Below are 19,047 nucleotides of genomic sequence, written 5' to 3' on the forward strand. Positions count from 1 at the left end.
ACCCCTGCTGCAAGCCACGCCTCGATGCCACATCGATACTGCCCTCTTCGCCACCGATCCAACCTCGGATTCGGATCCTTGTGACGACGCGTCCTGAGAATTGCGCGCCCCGTGCGGTTCGTCAAGGCCTCCAAGCCCGAACCCGGTGCTGCCATCGTCACGTGCGGCACAGCATCAGGGGCGTTCGGAGGCAGGACGAAGATCACCTTACTCGCCGTCACCGAGCCTGCAAGGCAGCCACGACCCGACCCCTCGAACGCCGAAGAGCGACCACCCAGATGGATGATCGCTCTTCACTGCGTCAGCGTTACAGGGCTATGAGAAGCCCTGTGTCACCGCGAGTCGAGTTACTTGACCTCGACGCCGGCGCCGGCGGCCTTGAGGGACTCGGCAGCCTTCTCGGCGGCCTCCTTGGTGACCTTCTCGAGAACGGGCTTCGGGGCGCCGTCCACGAGGTCCTTGGCCTCCTTGAGACCCAGGGAGGTCAGCTCACGCACGACCTTGATGACCTGGATCTTCTTCTCGCCGGCACCGGTGAGGATGACGTCGAACTCGTCCTGCTCCTCGGCAACCTCAGCGGCGGCGGCGGGGCCGGCCGGGGCAGCGGCGACCGCGGCGGCGGCGGTGACGTCGAACTTCTCCTCGAAGGCCTTGACGAACTCGGAGAGCTCGATGAGGGTGAGGGTCTCGAACTGCGCGAGCAGCTCTTCCTGGGACAGCTTCGTCGCCATGATGGGCGATCCTTCCAGTCAATTCGGCAGGTGCCGATGTAAGTGTCGGCGGGCGTACATTCGGCCCGCGTCGACCACCGCGTCAGGCGGCGGTCAAAGTGCGAGCCGAATTACTCGGCACCGCCCTGCTCGGCGAGCTTGACGCGAAGCGCTTCCGCGGTGCGGACGAACTTCGACGGCAGCGCCTGGAGGAGCGAGGCAGTCTGAGACTGCTTGCCCTTGAAGGCACCGGCCAGCTTGCTGAGCAGAACCTCGCGGGACTCGAGGTCCGCAAGCTTCTTGATCTCGTCGGCGGACAGCGCCTTACCGTCAAGGACACCGCCCTTGATGACGAGGTTCGGGTTGTCCTTGGCGAAGTCACGAAGACCCTTCGCCGACGTCACCGGGTCACCGGTGATGAAGGCAACCGCCGTCGGACCGTTGAACAGGTCGTCGAGCGTCGAGATCCCGGCCTCGTTGGCCGCGATCTTGGTCAGCGTGTTCTTCACCACGGCGTACTGGGCGTCTTCACCGAGCGAACGACGCAGCGTCTTGAGCTGCGCCACGGTGAGACCCCGGTACTCGGTCAGCACTGCGGCGTTCGAGCTACGGAACTGGTCCGCGAGCTCGGCTACCGCGGCAGCCTTGTCGGGCCTTGCCATAAGCGTGGCCTCCTTCCGGGTGATGAGGACCGCTCAAAAGGAGACTGGGAAAACGAAACGCCCCGGCGCAGGCGCACGGGGCGTGAGCTCGACCAACCGGAATCCGTGAGCGGAGTCCGTCCGGGAGCACTTCCACAGTCACCTACGCGGGTCGTCCGCAATTCAGCGGATCCTTCGGTCACCGAGCCCTCTTACGAGGACAAGGCAACGACCAGCGGTCTTTGGCTTCTGGACGAGAGTACGTGAGGGCGTCCCCGTCAAGCAAATCCGCCCCCCTGCAAGGGGCCGCGCCCTGCAAGGGGCGCGGGGAACTGCGCGACCAGCCCCCCACAGACCCGCAGTGAACGCACTACCGAAAGGCGCTCAGCCGTCCTGCGCACCCTTCATCATCTCCGCCAGGTCCGCGACATCCTCCGCAGCCGGCGCAGCAATACTCACCGGCTTGTTGAAGTCGTCGAAGGTGATCGTCATGTCGAGGGGGCCCTTGTCGGCCGCGCCGCGCATCCGGAACTGCTTGGTGATGTCACCCTCGCCGATCCACATGTCCATCGTGAACTTGTCGATCCCCAGCTTCTCGTACTGCTCAAGGCTCTTCTCGCGCTGCTCGCGCGTCACCTTGCTCTGGGACTTGAGGGAGGCCCGGAACTGGTCGAGGGTGACCGTGCCCTGGTAGTGGGTGGTCTTCACCCCGTCCACGGTCTCCTCCCCGACCTCTTTCACGTCCTTGGAGCCGGTGAGGAAGGTGGACTCCTGCGCGGGGTTCTTGTCGGCCTGCCCGGCCGCCCCGAGGGACTCACCGGCGGCGCCCAACGCTTTCATGTCGAACTTGATCCAGCTCTTGCCGTCCATCTCCTTGGCGGCGGCAGCGCCCCCGCCTATGAACATCGCCTTGTCGACGAGACGGATCTCGGCGGTGCCGTCGGCGCCCTTGTCGGGAGCGGTGATCTTCATGCTCATCGCGACGTCGGGCTTGAGGCGCATCTTGGCGTCGGCCTGGACGCGGCCCTCCCCGGGCACCTTGCCGGTCATCCGGTAGCTGAGGGAGGTGATGTCCTCCACGTTCTTCGCCGCCTTGGCGACAGCCGCTGCCGGCGTCATCTTCGGCGACTCCTCCGACGCGCCCTTGGAACAGGCGACAGCGCCGGTACCGAGAAGCAGCACTGCGAGGCCTACACGTCCCGCACGCACAGCAGAAGCACCCATGATTCCCCCCAAGGAACATTGTGAACACACGGTCGATTCACAGAAACGAACGTGAGCCTAACCCGGTGGGGCGGACGAGGCCTCCGAATTCCCCAACAGGTCCTTGAAGTCCACGGTGTCCCCGCCCCCCGGCGCCGCGACCGCGGCCTTCACTCCGTACGCGCTGTAGTACGCCGTCGACGACATCCGCCCGCTCGCCAGTTCGCCCCGCTCGACCTTCTTGACCAGCAGGTTCTGGTCGTTGACCCAGATGTCGACCGTCTCGGTGGTGACGCCGGCCTGGACGAGCTGGTCCTTGAGGGCCGAGTCGGCGAGGGCGGCCACCTCGACCGTGCCCGAGTACCGCGTCGTACGTTCGCCACGCACCGTCTCCGTCCCCGCCCCGCGGACGTCACCGGAGGCGAGCAACAGCTTGACCGGCTGGACGGGTGCGGTGTTGTGCAGCTGGTCCTTCAGATACGTCCCCGAGCCGCCCGGCAGGTCCGCCAGGTCGTCGTAGGCGTACCTGATCCAGTGCTTGCCGTGCATCTGGGCGGCGAACTTGTCGCCGACCTTGGCGTAGTAGGCGTCGGGCAGCAGCCTGGCCTCCATGGACGAGCTGTTGAGCGCCCGCATGGACTCGGCCAGCTCTCCACCGGTGTAGGTGATGCTGAGCCTGCCGACCGGCTCGCCGGCCCAGCCGAGGACGCCGGCCGTCCGCATGGAGAGCAGGTCGCCCATGACGGAGGAGGAGCTGACCCGGGCGGAGCCGGCCCGGTCGGTGGCCTTCTCCACGGCGTCCAGCGCGGCGGCCGTACGGGCGTCGAGGCGGCTCGCGCCCGGTGTCGGCTCGGCACCCTCGTCGTCGTCGGATCCCCCCGAGAAACTGCACGCCGACATCGCCACGCCCGCCACGACCAGCGCGGCGGTCACCGCGACCGGCCGGCCTACTCGCCGCAGGCCCCGTATGCCCCGTACGCCGCTGTCCCTCATCCGGTCCCCCACCCCTCGTGCACCCCGTGATCTTCACGCTAACCCTTCGGTACGACAACGGGCCCCGCACCTCGAAAGGTTGCGGGGCCCGTCGTACGAACGCGAACGCGCGGCTGCCGGAGTGAGCGTTGGCTCAGACGGCGGCCGGGTCCTCCTCGACGAGGAGGTTGCGGGTGCGGTTGGGGTCGACCGGAATGCCGGGGCCGATCGTCGTGCTGACGGCGGCCTTCTTGATGTAGCGACCCTTGGCGGCGGACGGCTTCAGACGGAGGATCTCCTCCAGCGCGGCGCCGTAGTTCTCGACCAGCTTGTCGTCCTCGAAGGACGTCTTGCCGATGATGAAGTGCAGGTTCGAGTGCTTGTCGACGCGGAACTCGATCTTGCCACCCTTGATCTCGGTCACGGCCTTGGCCACGTCCGGGGTCACGGTGCCCGTCTTCGGGTTCGGCATCAGACCACGCGGGCCGAGGACGCGGCCGAGGCGGCCGACCTTGCCCATGAGGTCCGGGGTGGCGACGACGGCGTCGAAGTCCAGACGGCCCTTCGCCACCTCGTCGATCAGTTCGTCGGAGCCGACGATGTCGGCGCCCGCGGCGGTCGCGGCCTCGGCACGGTCACCGGTCGCGAAGACCAGGACCCGGGCGGTCTTACCGGTGCCGTGCGGGAGGTTCACGGTGCCACGGACCATCTGGTCGGCCTTGCGCGGGTCGACACCCAGGCGGAAGGCGACCTCGACGGTGCCGTCGAACTTGCTGGTGGAGGTCTCCTTGGCGAGACGGACGGCCTCGAGCGGGGCGTAGAGCTTGTCCCGGTCGACCTTGGCGTCCGCAGCGCGGAGAGACTTGCTGCGCTTGCTCACTACTGCTCCTGATGTTGTTCTGAGGAGTCGTGGTAACGGACCGAGCAGGCCCTGCCACGTACTGCTGAAGACTTACGGGGTGGGGCTCAGCCCTCGACCGTGATGCCCATCGAACGGGCGGTGCCAGCGATGATCTTCGACGCGGCGTCGAGGTCGTTGGCGTTCAGGTCGGGAAGCTTGGTCGTGGCGATCTCGCGGACCTGCGCCTGGGTGATCTTGGCGACCTTGGTCTTGTGCGGCTCGCCGGAGCCCTTCTCGACACCTGCGGCCTTGAGGATCATCTTCGCGGCCGGCGGCGTCTTGGTGATGAAGGTGAAGGAGCGGTCTTCGTAGACCGTGATCTCCACCGGGATCACCCAGCCACGCTGCGACTCGGTCGCGGCGTTGTAGGCCTTGCAGAACTCCATGATGTTGACGCCGTGCTGACCGAGCGCGGGGCCGACCGGCGGAGCGGGGTTAGCCGCACCGGCGTTGATCTGGAGCTTGATGAGCCCCGTGACCTTCTTCTTCTTGGGAGGCATTCCGGGTCCTCTATCTTCGTTTTTCTTCGGTCTTCGCTGTGCCCGACAGAAACCGGGCAACCGCACCACGATAAGGGACATCGTGGCGAGGCGTGAAACCGAGCAGGTCAGGCCAGCTCCGAGAGCCGACCTGACCTGGACGGAAGCTATGTGGCGTACTAGTTCTTCTGGATCTGGTCGAACGACAGCTCGACCGGGGTCTCGCGGCCGAAGATCTCGACGAGGCCCTTGACCTTCTTCGAGTCGGCGTTGATCTCGTTGATCGTCGCCTGCAGCGTCGCGAACGGGCCGTCGGTGACGGTGACCGAGTCGCCGACCTCGAAGTCCAGCACCTGGACCTCGAGCTTGCGGGCCGGAGCCGGCCTGCCCTCGGCCTCGGCGAGCTCACGGGCGGCCTTCTCCTCGGCCTCCGGAGCGAGCATCTTGACGATCTCGTCCAGGGTCAGCGGGTACGGGTCGTACGCGTTGCCCACGAAGCCGGTGACACCGGGGGTGTTGCGGACGACGCCCCAGGACTCGTTCGTCAGGTCCATGCGGACGAGAACGTACCCGGGAAGCTTGTTCTGACGGACCGTCTTGCGCTCGCCGTTCTTGATCTGCGCGACCTCTTCCTGCGGCACCTCGGCCGCGAAGATGAAGTCCTCGACGTTCAGAGAAACGGCACGCTGTTCGAGGTTGGTCTTCACACGGTTCTCGTAACCGGCGTACGTGTGGATGACGTACCACTCACCGGGGAGCGTGCGCAGTTCCTCGCGGAGGGCCTCGACGGGGTCGACGGGCTCGGCGGCCTCTTCTTCGGCTTCCTCGACCTCGGCGTCAGCCTCGGCTTCGACGTCGTCCTCGACGAGTTCTTCGTCCTCGTCGGTGTCGGCGTCGGCCTCGACCACATCGCCGTCCTCATCCTCATCGTCCTCGATGTGGATGGCGTCTTCCTCGGCGGGCTCTCCCACGGCGGCGTCCGCAGCGTCGACCTCGTCCTCGACCTCGTCAACGCCCTCGACGATGTCGAGCTCGTCATCGACGGACTCGTCCGGCACGATGGCGTCGTTCAGGTTCGGGTCAGACACGGTGGCTGCTTCTTCCTGGATACATGTGGGTGGAACATGCGAAAGGGGCGCCGCACCCGGCGCCCTTCGCTCTTGGCTCAGCCGAAGACGTACTTGGCGGCTTTGTTGAGTCCAAAGTCAATCACAGTCACCAGGCCGATCATGACGATCACAAAGACGATCACCACGCTCGTGTACGTCGTCAGCTGGTTACGCGTCGGCCAGACGACCTTGCGGAGCTCCGCGACGATCTGACGGTAGAAAACCGCGAGACGCTTCAGCGGGCCCTTCTTGGCGCGCTTACCGCCCTTACGAGTCTTCTTGTCCGACTCGGGCGCCTCATCCTGGGCATCAGGCATATCGATGGAGCCCACGGCATCCGCCATTCGTCCTCACCTGTTCCCGGGTCGTGGCCGTGCCGCGCCCGGTCCGAGCCGCACGGCGGTGCATTGCAGTACGTACATGCGCACACAGCCTGGTGACAGCCGTGTGTAGCAGGGCCGGAGGGACTTGAACCCCCAACCGCTGGTTTTGGAGACCAGTGCTCTACCAATTGAGCTACGACCCTTTGTGGTTACTCCAACGTACCGTACTCGTCCGGATGCTCGGTGTGCACCGGATAAGCGCGGGCCGCTGAAGGCCAACGAGGTGAGAGTGTACGTGCTCCGGAGCCGGTCGTCGAACAGAAAGCGGCCGCTGGACCGTTGTCGACGGAAGATCGCCCAGCCCAGGCGCCGGATCCGGACGCTTGTTCAGCCGTCCGTCGGCAGGGTGCCCGTCCGACGCCCTTCCCGCGGTCCGGTCTGACCAATGGGTGAAACCCGTGTGCCGGGGACGTTTCCGGTCTGAAACGATGGGCCCCATGAGCGCTGCAACCCCTTCCACCGCGCGCCGGGTCTCCGCCCGAGTCGGCGCGATCTCCGAGTCCGCCACCCTCGCCGTGGACGCCAAGGCCAAGGCCCTGAAGGCCGCCGGGCGCCCGGTGATCGGCTTCGGCGCCGGTGAGCCGGACTTCCCCACCCCGGACTACATCGTCCAGGCCGCCATCGAGGCCTGCTCCAACCCGAAGTACCACCGCTACACGCCCGCCGGCGGTCTGCCCGAGCTGAAGGCCGCGATCGTCGCCAAGACGCTCCGCGACTCGAACTACGAGGTGGACGCCTCCCAGGTCCTGGTGACCAACGGCGGCAAGCAGGCCATCTACGAGGCGTTCGCCGCGATCCTCGACCCGGGCGACGAGGTCATCGTCCCGGCCCCGTACTGGACCACGTACCCGGAGTCCATCCGTCTCGCCGGCGGTGTCCCGGTCGAGGTCGTCGCGGACGAGACCACCGGCTACCGGGTCAGCGTGGAGCAGCTGGAGGCGGCCCGCACCGAGCGGACGAAGGTCGTCCTGTTCGTCTCCCCGTCCAACCCGACCGGCGCGGTCTACAGCCCCGAGGACACCGAGGCGATCGGCCGCTGGGCCGTGGAGCACGGCCTGTGGGTGCTGACGGACGAGATCTACGAGCACCTCGTCTACGGCGACGCGAAGTTCACCTCGCTGCCCGCGATCCTCCCCGAGCTGCGCGACAAGTGCATCGTGGTCAACGGCGTCGCGAAGACGTACGCCATGACGGGCTGGCGGGTCGGCTGGATCATCGGCCCGAAGGACGTCGTCAAGGCCGCGACCAACCTCCAGTCGCACGCCACGTCCAACGTGTCGAACGTGGCGCAGATCGCCGCCCTCGCCGCCGTCTCGGGGAACCTGGACGCCGTCGCGGAGATGCGTGTGGCCTTCGACCGCCGCCGCCACACGATCGTGCGCATGCTCAACGAGATCGACGGCGTGGTCTGCCCGGAGCCCGAGGGCGCCTTCTACGTCTACCCGTCGGTGAAGGCGCTGCTGGGCAAGGAGATCCGCGGCAAGCGCCCGCAGGACTCGGTCGAGCTGGCCGCCCTGATCCTGGACGAGGTCGAGGTGGCCGTCGTCCCCGGTGAGGCGTTCGGCACACCGGGCTACCTGCGCCTGTCGTACGCGCTGGGCGACGAGGACCTCGTCGAGGGCATCAGCCGCGTACAGAAGCTGCTGGCCGAGGCGAAGGACTGACCCCTGCGACACCAAGAGGCCGCTTCCCGAAGGGAAGCGGCCTCTTTCGTCTCTCAGTGCGAGCAAGACCACGTTCAGGGAAAGCGCTACCGATACGAGCCGGACGTACGGCAGGATCCGAGAATGGAGCACGTACGTGATGTCTCTGAACTGCCGAAAGCCCATCTGCATCTGCACTTCACCGGGTCGATGCGGTCAGCGACCCTGCTGGAACTGGCCGACAAGTACGGTGTGCGGCTGCCCGAGGCGCTGACCGACGCTCTCACCAGTGGCGAGCCGCCGAAACTCAGGGCGACCGACGAGCGGGGCTGGTTCCGTTTCCAGCGCCTGTACGACGCGGCCCGGTCCTGTCTGCGGGAGCCCGAGGACATCCAGCGGCTGGTCCGCGAGGCCGCCGAGGAGGATGCGAAGGACGGCTCCGGCTGGCTGGAGATCCAGGTCGACCCGACGTCGTACGCCCCCCGTCTGGGCGGTCTCATCCCGGCGCTGGAGATCATCCTGGACGCGGTGGAGACGGCCGGCCGGGAGACCGGGATCGGGATGCGGGTCCTGGTGGCCGCGAACCGTATGAAGCACCCTCTGGACGCACGCACGCTGGCCCGCCTGGCCGTGCGGTACGCGGACCGGGGGGTGGTGGGCTTCGGGCTCTCCAACGACGAACGGCGGGGTATGGCCCGGGACTTCGACCGGGCCTTTGCCATCGCGCGTGAGGGCGGTCTGCTGTCGGCCCCGCACGGCGGTGAGCTGACGGGCCCGTCGTCGGTCCGCGACTGTCTGGACGACCTGCACGCGTCCCGGATCGGTCACGGTGTGCGGGCTGCCGAGGACCCACGCCTGTTGAAGCGCCTCGCGGACCGTCAGATCACGTGCGAGGTGTGCCCGGCCTCGAACGTCGCCCTGGGGGTGTACGAGAAGCCCGAGGACGTGCCGCTGCGCAAGCTCTTCGAGGCGGGTGTCCCGCTGGCGCTGGGCGCCGACGACCCGCTCCTCTTCGGTTCCCGTCTGGCCGCCCAGTACGAGATCGCCCGCGAGTACCACGCCTTCACGGACGCGGAACTGGCCGAACTGGCCCGGCAGTCGGTGCGGGGTTCGGCGGCGCCGGAGGACGTGCGGGCGAAGCTGCTGGCGGGGATCGACGACTGGCTGGCCGCCTGAGCGGTCTCGGCCGGTTGCCTCAGAGGCTGACGCCGACCGTCACCGGTTCGTTGACCAGGGTGACCCCGAAGGCGTCCTGGACACCGGCGACGACCTCGCGGGCGAGGGCGAGCAGGTCCTCCGTGGTGGCCCGGCCGCGGTTGGTGAGGGCCAGGGTGTGCTTGGTGGAGATCCGGGCGGGGCCGGTGCCGTACCCCTTGGTGAAGCCGGCCTTGTCGATCAGCCAGGCCGCCGAGGTCTTGGTGCGGCCCTCTCCGGCCGGATAGGCGGGCGGTACGGCATCGGCGCCGAGCCGCTGCGCCACGCGCGCGTGGAACGCGGCGAACTCGGCGTCGTCAAGGATCGGGTTGGTGAAGAAGGACCCGGCGGACCAGGTGTCGTGGTCCTCGGGGTCCAGGACCATGCCCTTGCCCGCGCGCAGTTTCAGCACGGTTTCGCGGGCCGCGTCCAGCGGCACCCGGTCGCCGGGCTCGACACCGAGGGCGCGGGCCGTCTCGGCGTACTTCAGAGGCGCCGACAGCCCGTCCGCGTCCTCCAGGGCGAAGCGGACGCGCAGGACGACATGTCGCTCGGGGTCGGCCTTGAAGCGGCTGTGGCGGTACGAGAAGTCGCACTCGGCGCCGGCAAGGGTGACCGTCTCGCGGGTGATCCGGTCGTAGGCGACGACCTCGGTGATCGTCGAGGACACCTCCTGCCCATACGCCCCCACGTTCTGGATGGGCGTCGCCCCCGCGGAGCCGGGGATCCCGGCGAGGCACTCGATCCCGGCGAGGCCGGCCTCGACCGTGCGTGCGACGGCGTCGCTCCACACCTCGCCGGCGGCCAGCTCCACGCCCGTGCCGTCGAGGTCGACTCCGGTCGTGGCGATCCGCAGAGCCGTCCCCGCGAACCCCTTGTCGCCGATGACCAGGTTCGAGCCACCGCCGATGACCAGCAGCGGGGTCCCGGAGTCGTCGGCCTCGCGGACGGCGGCGATCACCTCGGCGTCGGTCGTCGCCGTGATCAGCCGGTCCGCGGGACCGCCGAGCCGGAAGGTGGTCAGCGGGGCGAGGGGAGCGTCGTGGATTTCCTGCACGCGCCAAGACTACGAGACCCCACTGACAGCCCCGGCCGGCAACGCGACGGCACGACGACAAGCAGCACGCGCGCGTACGGCCCCGCCGGTGAGGATCGGGGCCGTACGCGCGCGTGCGGTGGTCCTACGGGGTTCAGTGGGCGGCCGTCTCCAGCACCGGCGCCGGCTCCGCGGACTCCGTCACCGCGGCGGGGCGGCGGGCGGCCGGGATCAGCAGGGCCGCGAGGCCGGCGAGGGCGACCACCGCCGAGCCGACCACCAAGGCGGGCCGGAGACCGTCGACGAAGGTCTGGCCGCTCTCGTAGCCGCCCTGCGCCGCGAAGATCGATCCCATGACGGCGATTCCGAGGGCGCCGCCGACCTCGCGCAGGGCGTTGTTGGCGCCGGAGGCGATGCCCTGTTCGCTCGGGCGGACGCCGGACATCACCAGGTTGGCGGCCGGGGCGAAGAACAGGGCCATGCCGATGCCGCTGATGATCAGGCCGGGCAGCTGGATGGCGTAGGAGGCGTCCGCGGTGACCACGAAGGCCAGGTAGCCGAGGCCGGCGGCCTGGAGGAAGAGGCCGGCGGCGACGACCGGCCGACCGCCGATCCGGTCGGAGAGGATGCCGGCGATCGGGGCGACGAGCATCGGCATACCGGTCCAGGGCAGCATCCGCAGGCCCGCCTCGGTGGGCGAGTAGCCGAGCACGCCCTGCATGTACTGGCTGAGCAGGAAGATCGACCCGAACATGCCGAGGAACATCAGCAGGGAGGCCGCGTTGATCCCGGCGAAGGCGCGGGAGCGGAAGAGCCGCATGGGCAGCATCGGGTTCTTCGCCCGGGTGCCGTGGACGACGAAGGCGACGAGGAGCGCGCCGCCCGTGAGCAGGCCGGTCAGGACGTAGGAGCTGGTCCAGCCGTCGGCCGGCCCGCGCACGAGCCCGTAGACGATGCCGAACAGACCGCCACTGGCCAGCAGGGTGCCGGTGATGTCGAGCGGGGCACCGGTGCCGTGCGACTCGGCGAGGCGCAGCCGGGCGAGCGGCAGCAGGGCGAGGCCCAGCGGCACGTTCAGCCAGAAGATCCAGTGCCAGGAGATGTGCTCGGTGAGGCTGCCTCCGATGAGCGGCCCGGAGGCCACTGCGAGCCCGTTGACGGCGCCCCAGATGCCGAACGCCATCCCGCGTTTGGCGGCCGGGACCGCTGCGGTGAGCAGGGTCAGCGTCAGCGGCATCATGATGGCCGCGCCGACGCCCTGGACCGCGCGGGCCGCGATCAGCGAGTCGATGCCGGGTGCCATGGCCGCGGCGGCGGAGGCGCCGGTGAAGACGGTGAGCCCGGCGAGGAAGAGCCGGCGCCGGCCGAAGCGGTCGCCGAGGGCCGCGCCGAACATCAGCAGGACGGCGAAGGTGAGCGTGTAGGCGCTCACGGTCCATTCCAGGTCGTCCAGCGCTCCCCCAAGGTCCTTGCGGATGGAGGGCAGCGCGGTGGTGACGACGAGGTTGTCGAGGGCCGCCATGAATCCGGCGACGCTGGTGATGACCAAGGCCCAGACGGCTCCGCCGCGTGTGCCCACCTTGCGCTGTTCGCTCTGTTGGCTCTGCTCGCTCTGCTTGCCCTGCCGCTGTGACATCGCTCCCCCTGGGGATGATCGCTACCGGTGATTTCGATGTTCGTTTAGTTATTGATCACTAACTTTGACGGTCATGCGAAAGCCACAGCCTCCGCTCGGGAACCCTCAGACTTCACCCTGCCTCTTGATCTGTGCCGACGGCCACATCCCGCCCCACACCCGATGCCCGGGCGGAAACCCCATGGCCGCAAGGGTGTTGATGAGCATCCCGTACGCCAGGAAGGTCGTCGTCTCCTCCCCGACGGGCACCTCGACAGCGTCCTGGAGCTTCATCCAGCCGGCCCGCACGGCCTCGCCGAACTCATGGTCACCCTCGGCCTCGGCGGCCGCGACGGCCACGTAGGTCTGCATCTGCATCTGCAGCCGCTCGGGGTGCTCACTGATCAACCGTGCGTACGCGTCCGCCATGGACTGCAGGGCCTGCTCACCCTCCAGCCCCTCGGCGGCCTCCTCCAGGACCCGGCACACATCGCTCATGCACCGCTGGGCGGCGGCGGCGAAGATCGCCTTCTTGCCCGGGAAGAGCCGGAAGAGGTACGGCTGCGAGACACCCACCCGCTTGGCGATCGCCTCGGTGGAGGTGCCGTAGTAGCCCCTCTGCGCGAACTCCGCGATCGCCGCACGAATGACGCTCTCACGTCGCTCTTCTGCGCTCATCCTGACCATACGACTAAGTTAGTGCTCAATCACTAACTACGTCAAGAGGTCCGTCCCCACCCTCCGCGCCCCCGGAACGGGCCCGGCGATGGGCGGCCACCCGCTCACGGGTCGCACAACGGCGCGAACAGTAGTGCCGTTCGGGCCCACGCCCCTGGGTGACGAACACGTTCTCGCAGCTCATCGACGCACAGACAGCTCCCGGCGGACGCTGGTACTCCCAGACGAGCACTGCCAGCGCGAGACAGGAGGAGCCGAGAAACCACTCCCCCCAGGGCCCGTCGTCGTCCCGGTCGACATGCGGATGCCAGGGCGCGCGGCCTTCGTGCGAGGTCAGCCGCAGCGGCCCGGCACGATCGAGCAGCAGCCGGTTCAACAGGCCGGCGGCCCGGTCCACGTCCCCGGCACCGAAGACCTCACGAAGGAGGAGCGCCGCCTCACGCATCTCGCCTACGTCATGGGCGGTGAGGTCGAGGGGGCCCGGCTCGCCGTGCGCCCGGAGCACGGCGCCGATCGCATCCGGGGACGCCGGACCACCGCTGGTCAGGGCGTTGACCAGGGCGGCGGCTCGGCGGGCGTTGGCCAGTACGGAGTGCCGAGTGGACCGGCCACCGGAGACGCCGGAGGCATCGGGGACATCGGAGGCGTCGGCAGGGGGCGAGACGGGAGCGGGCACGCCTGGAATGTAACGCATATTGCGGAGTTTTGAGTTACCTACCTAACGTCGCTGGGATGAAGAGGCTTTACGCGACCAGGCCGACAGCGGCGTATCTGGCCGGGGCGACGGCCGCCCGCACCGGGGACGAGATGTCGGGTCCGGCGCTGCTGCTGGCCGGGTACGCGATCACGGGGTCGGCCGCCGAGGCGTCGGCGCTGCTCGCGGGCATCACGATCGCGGCGGCGGTCGGCGGCCCGCCGGTAGGGGCGCTCCTGGACCGCGCGGTACGACCGGGCCGCCTGCTGGCCGTCGCGCTGGCCCTCTACGCGACCGGCCTGGTGACGGTCCTGGCCGTGCTGGGCCGGATGCCGCTGCCGTTCGTCGTCCTGGTCGCGGTGACCACGGGCCTCCTCGGACCGGCGCTGTCGGGCGGCTGGACGGCCCAGCTTCCCCGGGTGGCCCCGTCCGGGACCCTGCCCCGCGCGAACGCCCTCGACGCGATGACGTACGGCGTCGCCGGCCTCACCGGACCCGCGCTGGCCGGAGTGGCCGCACAGTTGTTTGGTCCGCCGACGGGGTTGGCAGTGTCCGTCGCGCTGATCGGGCTGGCGCTGCCGGTGGCGTGGGGGCTGCCGGCGGTCCCCGGATCAGCGGCGGCGACCGAGGGCTCGGTGACCGCCGACCTCCTGGCAGGCGCGCGCCACATCCTTCGTAGCCGGCCGCTCGCCCGGGTGACTCTCACCTCGGTCGTCTCCTGCACGGGCCAGGGCATGCTGATCGTCTGCGTTCCGCTGCTCGGGGAACGGGTGCTCGGTGGCGCCGCCCACGGCACGATGCTGCTGTCCTGCACAGCCGTCTCGGCGCTCGCCACGAACGCCGTACTGGCCCGTTTCCCGCCCCGCTGCACGCCGGACACGCTCGTCTGGGCCGGGGCCCTGCTCCAGGCGGCGGCACTGGCCCTGGCGGCGACCGGTCGACCGTTCCTCGTCCTGGCCGCCGTACTGCTCGCCGGAGTCGGCGAGGGGCCGCAGCTCACCGCTCTGTTCGCGGTACGTCACCGGGAGGCGCCGGAGCGGCTGCGCGGGCAGATCTTCACGACGGGGGCCAGTCTGAAGATCACCGGGTTCGCGGTGGGCGCAGGACTCGCCGGACCACTGACTGCGTGGTCCCTGCCGGGGGCGCTGCTGACGGCGGCAGGCGTGGAGCTGCTGGCGGTGCTGGCCTTCTTCACGCTCGTACCGAGGCTGTTCCTTCTTGAAGTCCCTGTTGAAGTCCTACTTGAAGTCCTACTTGAAGTCCCTGTTGAAGAACGGAGGCTGTTCCTTCTTGAAGAAGAAGTCGAGTAAGGGGCGCTCGCAATTGGCGAACGCCCCTTACCCGCGTGTACCTGCGTTCTCAGCTCAGGCGGACAACGGCCCGGGACATGCCCAGCACCTTCTGTCCCGCGCACATCGCGAGGAGGTCGACGCGGACCGTGTTGTCGGCAAGCTTGGCCCCGACCTTGCCGCTGACCTCGATGGTGGCGCCCTGGCCGTCGTTGGGGACGACGACCGGCTTGGTGAAGCGGACGCCGTACTCGACGACCGCTCCCGGGTCGCCGACCCAGTCGGTGACGACGCGGATCGCCTCGGCCATCGTGAACATGCCGTGCGCGATGACGTCGGGCAGTCCCACCTCGACCGCGAACTTCTCGTTCCAGTGGATGGGGTTGAAGTCCCCGGAGGCGCCCGCGTACTGGACGAGCGTGGCACGGGTCACGGGAAAGGTCTGGGCGGGCAGCTCGGTGCCCACCTCCACGTCGGCGTAGGTGATCCTCGCGGAATCGTTCGCGGATTTGGCCGTCATGGGTCAGCCCTCCTCGGCCGCGCGGGCGACGAGCTTGGTCCAGGCGGTCACGACGTGCTCGCCGGCCTCGTCGTGGACCTCGCCGCGGATGTCGATGATCTCGTTGCCCGCCATGGACTTGATGGCCTCGATGGTCGAGGTGACGCTGAGCCGGTCGCCCGCGCGGACGGGGCGGACGTAGGCGAACTTCTGGTCGCCGTGCACGACTCGGCTGTAGTCCAGGCCGAGCCGCGGGTCCGCCACCACGTCTCCCGCCGCCTTGAATGTGATCGCGAACACAAAGGTGGGCGGGGCGATCACATCGGCGTGACCGAAGGCCTTGGCGGCCTCGGGGTCGGTGTACGCGGGGTTGGTGTCCCCCACCGCCTCCGCGAACTCGCGGATCTTCTCCCGGCCGACCTCATAGGGCTCGGTGGGCGGATAGGACCGCCCCACGAAGGACTGGTCGAGCGCCATGGGCTCGCAACCTCCTGAATCGCACCTGAGTCGCAAGTCGCACTGGTCACGCGACCGCGTGGTTCACAGCTGGTGTGCTGGGCAACGACGCGAGGCCGCCCCCCAACCAACAGGGGACGGCCTCGACGTACGAGCCTGAATTATCGCGTTTCGCGATGCGCGGTGTGCGCATTGCAACGCGGGCAGTGCTTCTTCATCTCCAGTCGGTCCGGGTTGTTACGCCGGTTCTTCTTGGTGATGTAGTTCCGCTCCTTGCACTCCACGCAGGCCAGCGTGATCTTCGGGCGGACGTCGGTGGCAGCCACAGGAGTGCTCCTTGACGAACGGATGGGACGTTGAACGCATAACAGAGTAGCCGATCGAAGGACCGACCCCGCAATCGGCTACTGTCAGTAGCGGTGACCGGACTTGAACCGGTGACACAGCGATTATGAGCCGCTTGCTCTACCGACTGAGCTACACCGCTGCGATGCGATCGGGCCCCGTCTTGCGACGGGGACCTCTCACACCAGAGCCCCAATACGGAATCGAACCGTAGACCTTCTCCTTACCATGGAGACGCTCTACCGACTGAGCTATTGGGGCGAGCGATGAAGACATTACACGCTCGGCCGCCCTCACCCAAATCCGTTTCGCGGCAGCCGCCGCGGCCTGTTCCGGCCCTCGTTCCGCACTCCGCCCGCACCTCGAAATCCCCTCCCCCAGCGGCCTCGAAGTCCCCTCCCGCAACCGCTCTCACACCCCCTCGCCAGCGATCTTTCTCATCCGGCGGACCACACCGGTACGACTATTGCGCTCCTCCGCAACAGGGGTGGACGGCCGCCCTAGGCTCGTCTCACTCTGCGTGATCTTGTGTCCCCGCTTGCCGCGCAGCCGCCCCCGACCACAGGAGCGCGATGCCCGACAGCCAGCCGCAGCCGCCCCACTCGTCGTCCGCCTCGTCGTCACCCGATTCCTCCGGGGACCCGGCCGCCCTCCTGCTCTGCGGGGCGCGGCTCACCGACGGCCGGACCGTGGACGTACGGCTGGGTGGCGGTCGTATCGAGGCGGTGGGCACGGTCGGCAGCCTCGGTGCGTACGCCACCCGCGTGGACCTCAGCGGCTACCTCCTCCTGCCGGCCCCCGCCGAACCGCACGCCCATGGCGACACGGCCCTGTCCGCCGACACCGACGGGCCGCTCTCCTACGACCCCCAGGACGTCCAGCGCCGGGCCACCGAGGCCGCTCTGCTCCAACTCGGCCACGGGGCCACCGCGTTGCGCTCGCACGTCCGGATCGGCGATGTACCTGGGCTGGGTGCCCTGGCCGCCGTACTGCAGGCCCGGCGGGCGCTGCGCGGCCTCGCCGAGCTGACGGCGGTGGCGATGCCGCGCGTGCTGACCGGGGCCGCCGGGGCGGACGGGCTGGCGATGCTGCGGGACGCGGTGAAGATGGGCGCGTCGGTGGTGGGCGGCTGCCCGGACCGCGACCCCGATCCGACCGGATACGTGGAGGCGGTCCTGGAGGTCGCCTCGGAGCACGGCTGCCCCGTCGACCTGCACACGGACGGTGACGACCCGGCCCGGCTGGCCCGCCTCGCGGCGATGGCGGGCGGTCTGCGCCCCGGTGTGACCATCGGCCCCTGCGGCGGCCTCGGCCGCCTGCCCGCCGAGGTCGCCTCCCGGGCCGCCGACCAGCTCGCGGCGGCGGGTGTGACGGTCACCTGCCTCCCCCAGGGCGGCTGCGGCGGCGCGGAACGCCGCGCCACGGCTCCGGTACGGCTGCTGCGGGCGGCCGGGGTGCGGGTGGCGGCGGGCAGCGGCGCGCTGCGGGACGTGTCGAACCCGGTGGGCCGTGGGGACCCCCTGGAGGCGGCGTATCTGCTCGCCTCCCGCCACGGCCTGCGCTCGGAGGATGCCTACGACGCGGTGAGCACGTCGGCGCGGGCGGCGCTGGGCCTGCCGGAGGTACGGGTGGAGGCGGGCTTCCCGGCGGAGCTGCTTGCGGTCCGGGGCGACCGTCTGGCCGGCGCGCTGTCGCTCGCCTACAGCCGGATCGTGGTGCACAGGGGGCGCGTTGTGGCACGTACGAGCGCGGTACGTGAGTACTGCGACACCCCTGCGGCGGGAGCGCCGGACCTGCCGCGACAGGGGCGTACGGAGCTGTCGTGAGGTGAGGGAGGCGTGACGCGTCGGCAGAGCGCGCGGACGTCGTGGGGGCTGTGCGCCGGAGAGGTGTGACGGACGGGTGCGGCGGACGGGTGCGGCGGGGCGTACGGTCGAAGGCATGCGCATTGTCATCGCTGGAGGACATGGTCAGATCGCGCTGCGGCTGGAGCGTCTGCTCGCCGCACGCGGTGACGAGGTCGCGGGCATCATCCGCCGCGCCGAACAGGGCGACGACCTGCGGGCGGCGGGCGCGGAGCCGGTCGTGTGCGACCTGGAGTCGGCCTCGGTGGACGAGGTCGCGGCGCTGCTGCGGGGCGCCGACGCCGCGGTCTTCGCGGCGGGCGCGGGCCCGAACAGCGGCACGGCCCGCAAGGACACGGTCGACCGGGGAGCGGCGGTGCTGTTCGCCGACGCGGCGGTTCGGGCGGGGGTACGCAGGCATGTGGTCGTGTCGTCGATGGGCGCCGATCCGGCCCACCCGGGTGACGGCGTGTTCGACGTCTACCAGCGGGCGAAGGGCGAGGCGGACGCCTACGTCAGCGGCCTGGACGCGCTCGACTGGACGATCCTGCGCCCCGGCGCCCTCACGAACGACGCCGGCACGGGCCGGGTACGCCTGGAGGCCGACACGGGGCGCGGCGCCGTCCCCCGCGACGACGTGGCCGCGGTACTCATGGAGCTCCTGGACACTCCGGCGACCGCGGGCCTGACACTGGAGCTGATCAGCGGCTCGACTCCGGTTTCGGTGGCGGTGAAGTCGGTGGCGGGGAACTAGGGCAACCGCGGGCCTAGAAGAGGGGCAGCTGGCCGGGAAATTCGGGTTGGACGTACCCGTCCAACGACGGCTGGGCCGCCCCGAGTTCCGCCTGCCGCCGTGACCCCGGACACGAGACGAGTTCACCACTCCCCCGGGCCCCCTGCGGATCGTGCCGCGCGAACCTCCCGGCGACGACAGCGATCTCACGCCGGCACTCAGGACAGCTCCGGCGACGGGACGACGACACGAACGACGACCGCGACAGCGATGACATGGGGCCACTCTCCCCCATGGCCACCATGTCCGCCCACAACAAAAAGGCCCCCTTTCCCCTGCGAAATCGCAGAGAAAAGAGGGCCTCCCCAATGTGGCGGCGCCAGGGTTCGAACCTGGGTAGGCTGAGCCGGCAGATTTACAGTCCCCTCAAGATCGCGCACCTGCGGGCCCTCTGACCTGGCATTTTGCGTGACCTGAGGGCGGAAGGCGTGAATCCCGTCCGTGTGTCGTCCGGCATCTTGCAAGAACGAGCCGAGTCCACTGGGTTCCACCGAGACATGACCGGAGTCTGCATGACCTCTGCCCGCTACGCTGGGATGCATCACCTGAGAACGGAGAGTGCC

Annotated in this window: 21 protein-coding genes and 3 tRNA genes; 5 read left to right on the forward strand and 19 right to left on the reverse strand. The window is 69.2% G+C overall.

Features of this window, described 5'->3' with window-relative positions; genetic code table 11:
* Positions 1 to 347: 347 nt before the first annotated feature.
* The 9 genes from rplL to OG241_RS22115 form a co-directional block, all read right to left on the reverse strand.
* Positions 348 to 731 carry a 50S ribosomal protein L7/L12 gene (gene rplL / locus OG241_RS22075; RefSeq protein ID WP_330290560.1) on the reverse strand — a complete coding sequence of 128 codons (384 nt, stop codon included), beginning with the start codon at positions 729 to 731 and terminating at the stop codon, positions 348 to 350.
* Positions 732 to 841: 110 nt separating this feature from the next.
* Entirely contained in the window at positions 842 to 1,372 is a 531-nt protein-coding gene (gene rplJ, locus OG241_RS22080) for a 50S ribosomal protein L10 (protein WP_319090429.1), read from the reverse strand.
* A 363-nt stretch (positions 1,373 to 1,735) separates the two neighbouring features.
* Positions 1,736 to 2,575 (reverse strand): DUF1396 domain-containing protein, encoded by an 840-nt coding sequence (locus tag OG241_RS22085; protein WP_405817229.1) that lies wholly within the window; start codon positions 2,573 to 2,575, stop codon positions 1,736 to 1,738.
* A 57-nt stretch (positions 2,576 to 2,632) separates the two neighbouring features.
* On the reverse strand, positions 2,633 to 3,547 hold the full coding sequence (locus OG241_RS22090) for a hypothetical protein (protein ID WP_405817230.1): 915 nt from the start codon (positions 3,545 to 3,547) through the stop codon (positions 2,633 to 2,635).
* Positions 3,548 to 3,680: 133 nt separating this feature from the next.
* A complete protein-coding gene (rplA, locus tag OG241_RS22095) occupies positions 3,681 to 4,406 on the reverse strand; it encodes a 50S ribosomal protein L1 (RefSeq protein WP_006383486.1) in 726 nt (241 codons plus the stop codon).
* 86 nt (positions 4,407 to 4,492) lie between these two features.
* A complete protein-coding gene (gene rplK / locus OG241_RS22100; RefSeq protein ID WP_006383482.1) occupies positions 4,493 to 4,927 on the reverse strand; it encodes a 50S ribosomal protein L11 in 435 nt (144 codons plus the stop codon).
* Between the two features lie 158 nt (positions 4,928 to 5,085).
* Positions 5,086 to 5,994: a transcription termination/antitermination protein NusG gene (nusG, locus tag OG241_RS22105; protein ID WP_405817231.1), complete on the reverse strand. Its 909-nt coding sequence runs from the start codon at positions 5,992 to 5,994 to the stop codon at positions 5,086 to 5,088.
* Between the two features lie 77 nt (positions 5,995 to 6,071).
* On the reverse strand, positions 6,072 to 6,359 hold the full coding sequence (gene secE, locus OG241_RS22110) for a preprotein translocase subunit SecE (protein ID WP_405817232.1): 288 nt from the start codon (positions 6,357 to 6,359) through the stop codon (positions 6,072 to 6,074).
* A 109-nt stretch (positions 6,360 to 6,468) separates the two neighbouring features.
* Positions 6,469 to 6,541 (reverse strand) — tRNA-Trp (locus OG241_RS22115).
* 294 nt (positions 6,542 to 6,835) lie between these two features.
* On the opposite strand from OG241_RS22115, the gene OG241_RS22120 reads away from it, so the two are divergent.
* Positions 6,836 to 8,062, forward strand: coding sequence for a pyridoxal phosphate-dependent aminotransferase (locus tag OG241_RS22120; RefSeq protein WP_405817233.1), 1,227 nt, complete (start codon positions 6,836 to 6,838; stop codon positions 8,060 to 8,062).
* Between the two features lie 123 nt (positions 8,063 to 8,185).
* Positions 8,186 to 9,217: an adenosine deaminase gene (locus OG241_RS22125; protein WP_405817234.1), complete on the forward strand. Its 1,032-nt coding sequence runs from the start codon at positions 8,186 to 8,188 to the stop codon at positions 9,215 to 9,217.
* A 19-nt stretch (positions 9,218 to 9,236) separates the two neighbouring features.
* Here OG241_RS22125 and OG241_RS22130 read toward each other — a convergent pair whose 3' ends face one another.
* The 4 genes from OG241_RS22130 to OG241_RS22145 form a co-directional block, all read right to left on the reverse strand.
* Positions 9,237 to 10,292, reverse strand: coding sequence for a UDP-N-acetylmuramate dehydrogenase (locus OG241_RS22130; RefSeq protein ID WP_405817235.1), 1,056 nt, complete (start codon positions 10,290 to 10,292; stop codon positions 9,237 to 9,239).
* Between the two features lie 133 nt (positions 10,293 to 10,425).
* Complete coding sequence (locus tag OG241_RS22135) at positions 10,426 to 11,793, reverse strand: DHA2 family efflux MFS transporter permease subunit (RefSeq protein ID WP_405826362.1); 1,368 nt, start codon at positions 11,791 to 11,793, stop codon at positions 10,426 to 10,428.
* A 219-nt stretch (positions 11,794 to 12,012) separates the two neighbouring features.
* Positions 12,013 to 12,573 carry a TetR/AcrR family transcriptional regulator gene (locus OG241_RS22140; protein ID WP_405817236.1) on the reverse strand — a complete coding sequence of 187 codons (561 nt, stop codon included), beginning with the start codon at positions 12,571 to 12,573 and terminating at the stop codon, positions 12,013 to 12,015.
* 16 nt (positions 12,574 to 12,589) lie between these two features.
* On the reverse strand, positions 12,590 to 13,258 hold the full coding sequence (locus OG241_RS22145) for a CGNR zinc finger domain-containing protein (protein ID WP_405817237.1): 669 nt from the start codon (positions 13,256 to 13,258) through the stop codon (positions 12,590 to 12,592).
* A 38-nt stretch (positions 13,259 to 13,296) separates the two neighbouring features.
* Between OG241_RS22145 and OG241_RS22150 the strand changes: the two genes are divergently transcribed.
* Positions 13,297 to 14,568 carry an MFS transporter gene (locus OG241_RS22150; RefSeq protein WP_405817238.1) on the forward strand — a complete coding sequence of 424 codons (1,272 nt, stop codon included), beginning with the start codon at positions 13,297 to 13,299 and terminating at the stop codon, positions 14,566 to 14,568.
* Between the two features lie 49 nt (positions 14,569 to 14,617).
* On the opposite strand, the gene OG241_RS22155 is transcribed toward OG241_RS22150, so the two are convergent.
* From OG241_RS22155 to OG241_RS22175, 5 genes are all read right to left on the reverse strand, one after another.
* Complete coding sequence (locus OG241_RS22155; protein WP_405817239.1) at positions 14,618 to 15,067, reverse strand: MaoC family dehydratase; 450 nt, start codon at positions 15,065 to 15,067, stop codon at positions 14,618 to 14,620.
* A 3-nt stretch (positions 15,068 to 15,070) separates the two neighbouring features.
* Entirely contained in the window at positions 15,071 to 15,523 is a 453-nt protein-coding gene (locus tag OG241_RS22160) for a MaoC family dehydratase N-terminal domain-containing protein (RefSeq protein ID WP_405817240.1), read from the reverse strand.
* Positions 15,524 to 15,663: 140 nt separating this feature from the next.
* Positions 15,664 to 15,828 (reverse strand): 50S ribosomal protein L33, encoded by a 165-nt coding sequence (gene rpmG, locus OG241_RS22165; RefSeq protein WP_003948671.1) that lies wholly within the window; start codon positions 15,826 to 15,828, stop codon positions 15,664 to 15,666.
* A gap of 88 nt (positions 15,829 to 15,916) precedes the next feature.
* Positions 15,917 to 15,989 (reverse strand) — tRNA-Met (locus tag OG241_RS22170).
* Between the two features lie 46 nt (positions 15,990 to 16,035).
* Positions 16,036 to 16,108 (reverse strand) — tRNA-Thr (locus OG241_RS22175).
* Between the two features lie 311 nt (positions 16,109 to 16,419).
* Here OG241_RS22175 and OG241_RS22180 point away from each other — a divergent pair.
* Both OG241_RS22180 and OG241_RS22185 read left to right on the forward strand, forming a co-directional pair.
* A complete protein-coding gene (locus OG241_RS22180; protein WP_405817241.1) occupies positions 16,420 to 17,673 on the forward strand; it encodes an amidohydrolase family protein in 1,254 nt (417 codons plus the stop codon).
* A 115-nt stretch (positions 17,674 to 17,788) separates the two neighbouring features.
* Positions 17,789 to 18,445: an SDR family oxidoreductase gene (locus OG241_RS22185; protein ID WP_405817242.1), complete on the forward strand. Its 657-nt coding sequence runs from the start codon at positions 17,789 to 17,791 to the stop codon at positions 18,443 to 18,445.
* A gap of 13 nt (positions 18,446 to 18,458) precedes the next feature.
* Here the strand turns inward: OG241_RS22185 and OG241_RS22190 are convergent, their stop codons facing one another.
* On the reverse strand, positions 18,459 to 18,701 hold the full coding sequence (locus tag OG241_RS22190) for a hypothetical protein (protein WP_405817243.1): 243 nt from the start codon (positions 18,699 to 18,701) through the stop codon (positions 18,459 to 18,461).
* Between the last annotated feature and the right edge of the window lie 346 nt (positions 18,702 to 19,047).

The sequence above is a fragment of the Streptomyces sp. NBC_01390 genome, assembly GCF_045040105.1.
Classification (GTDB): Bacteria; Actinomycetota; Actinomycetes; order Streptomycetales; family Streptomycetaceae; genus Streptomyces.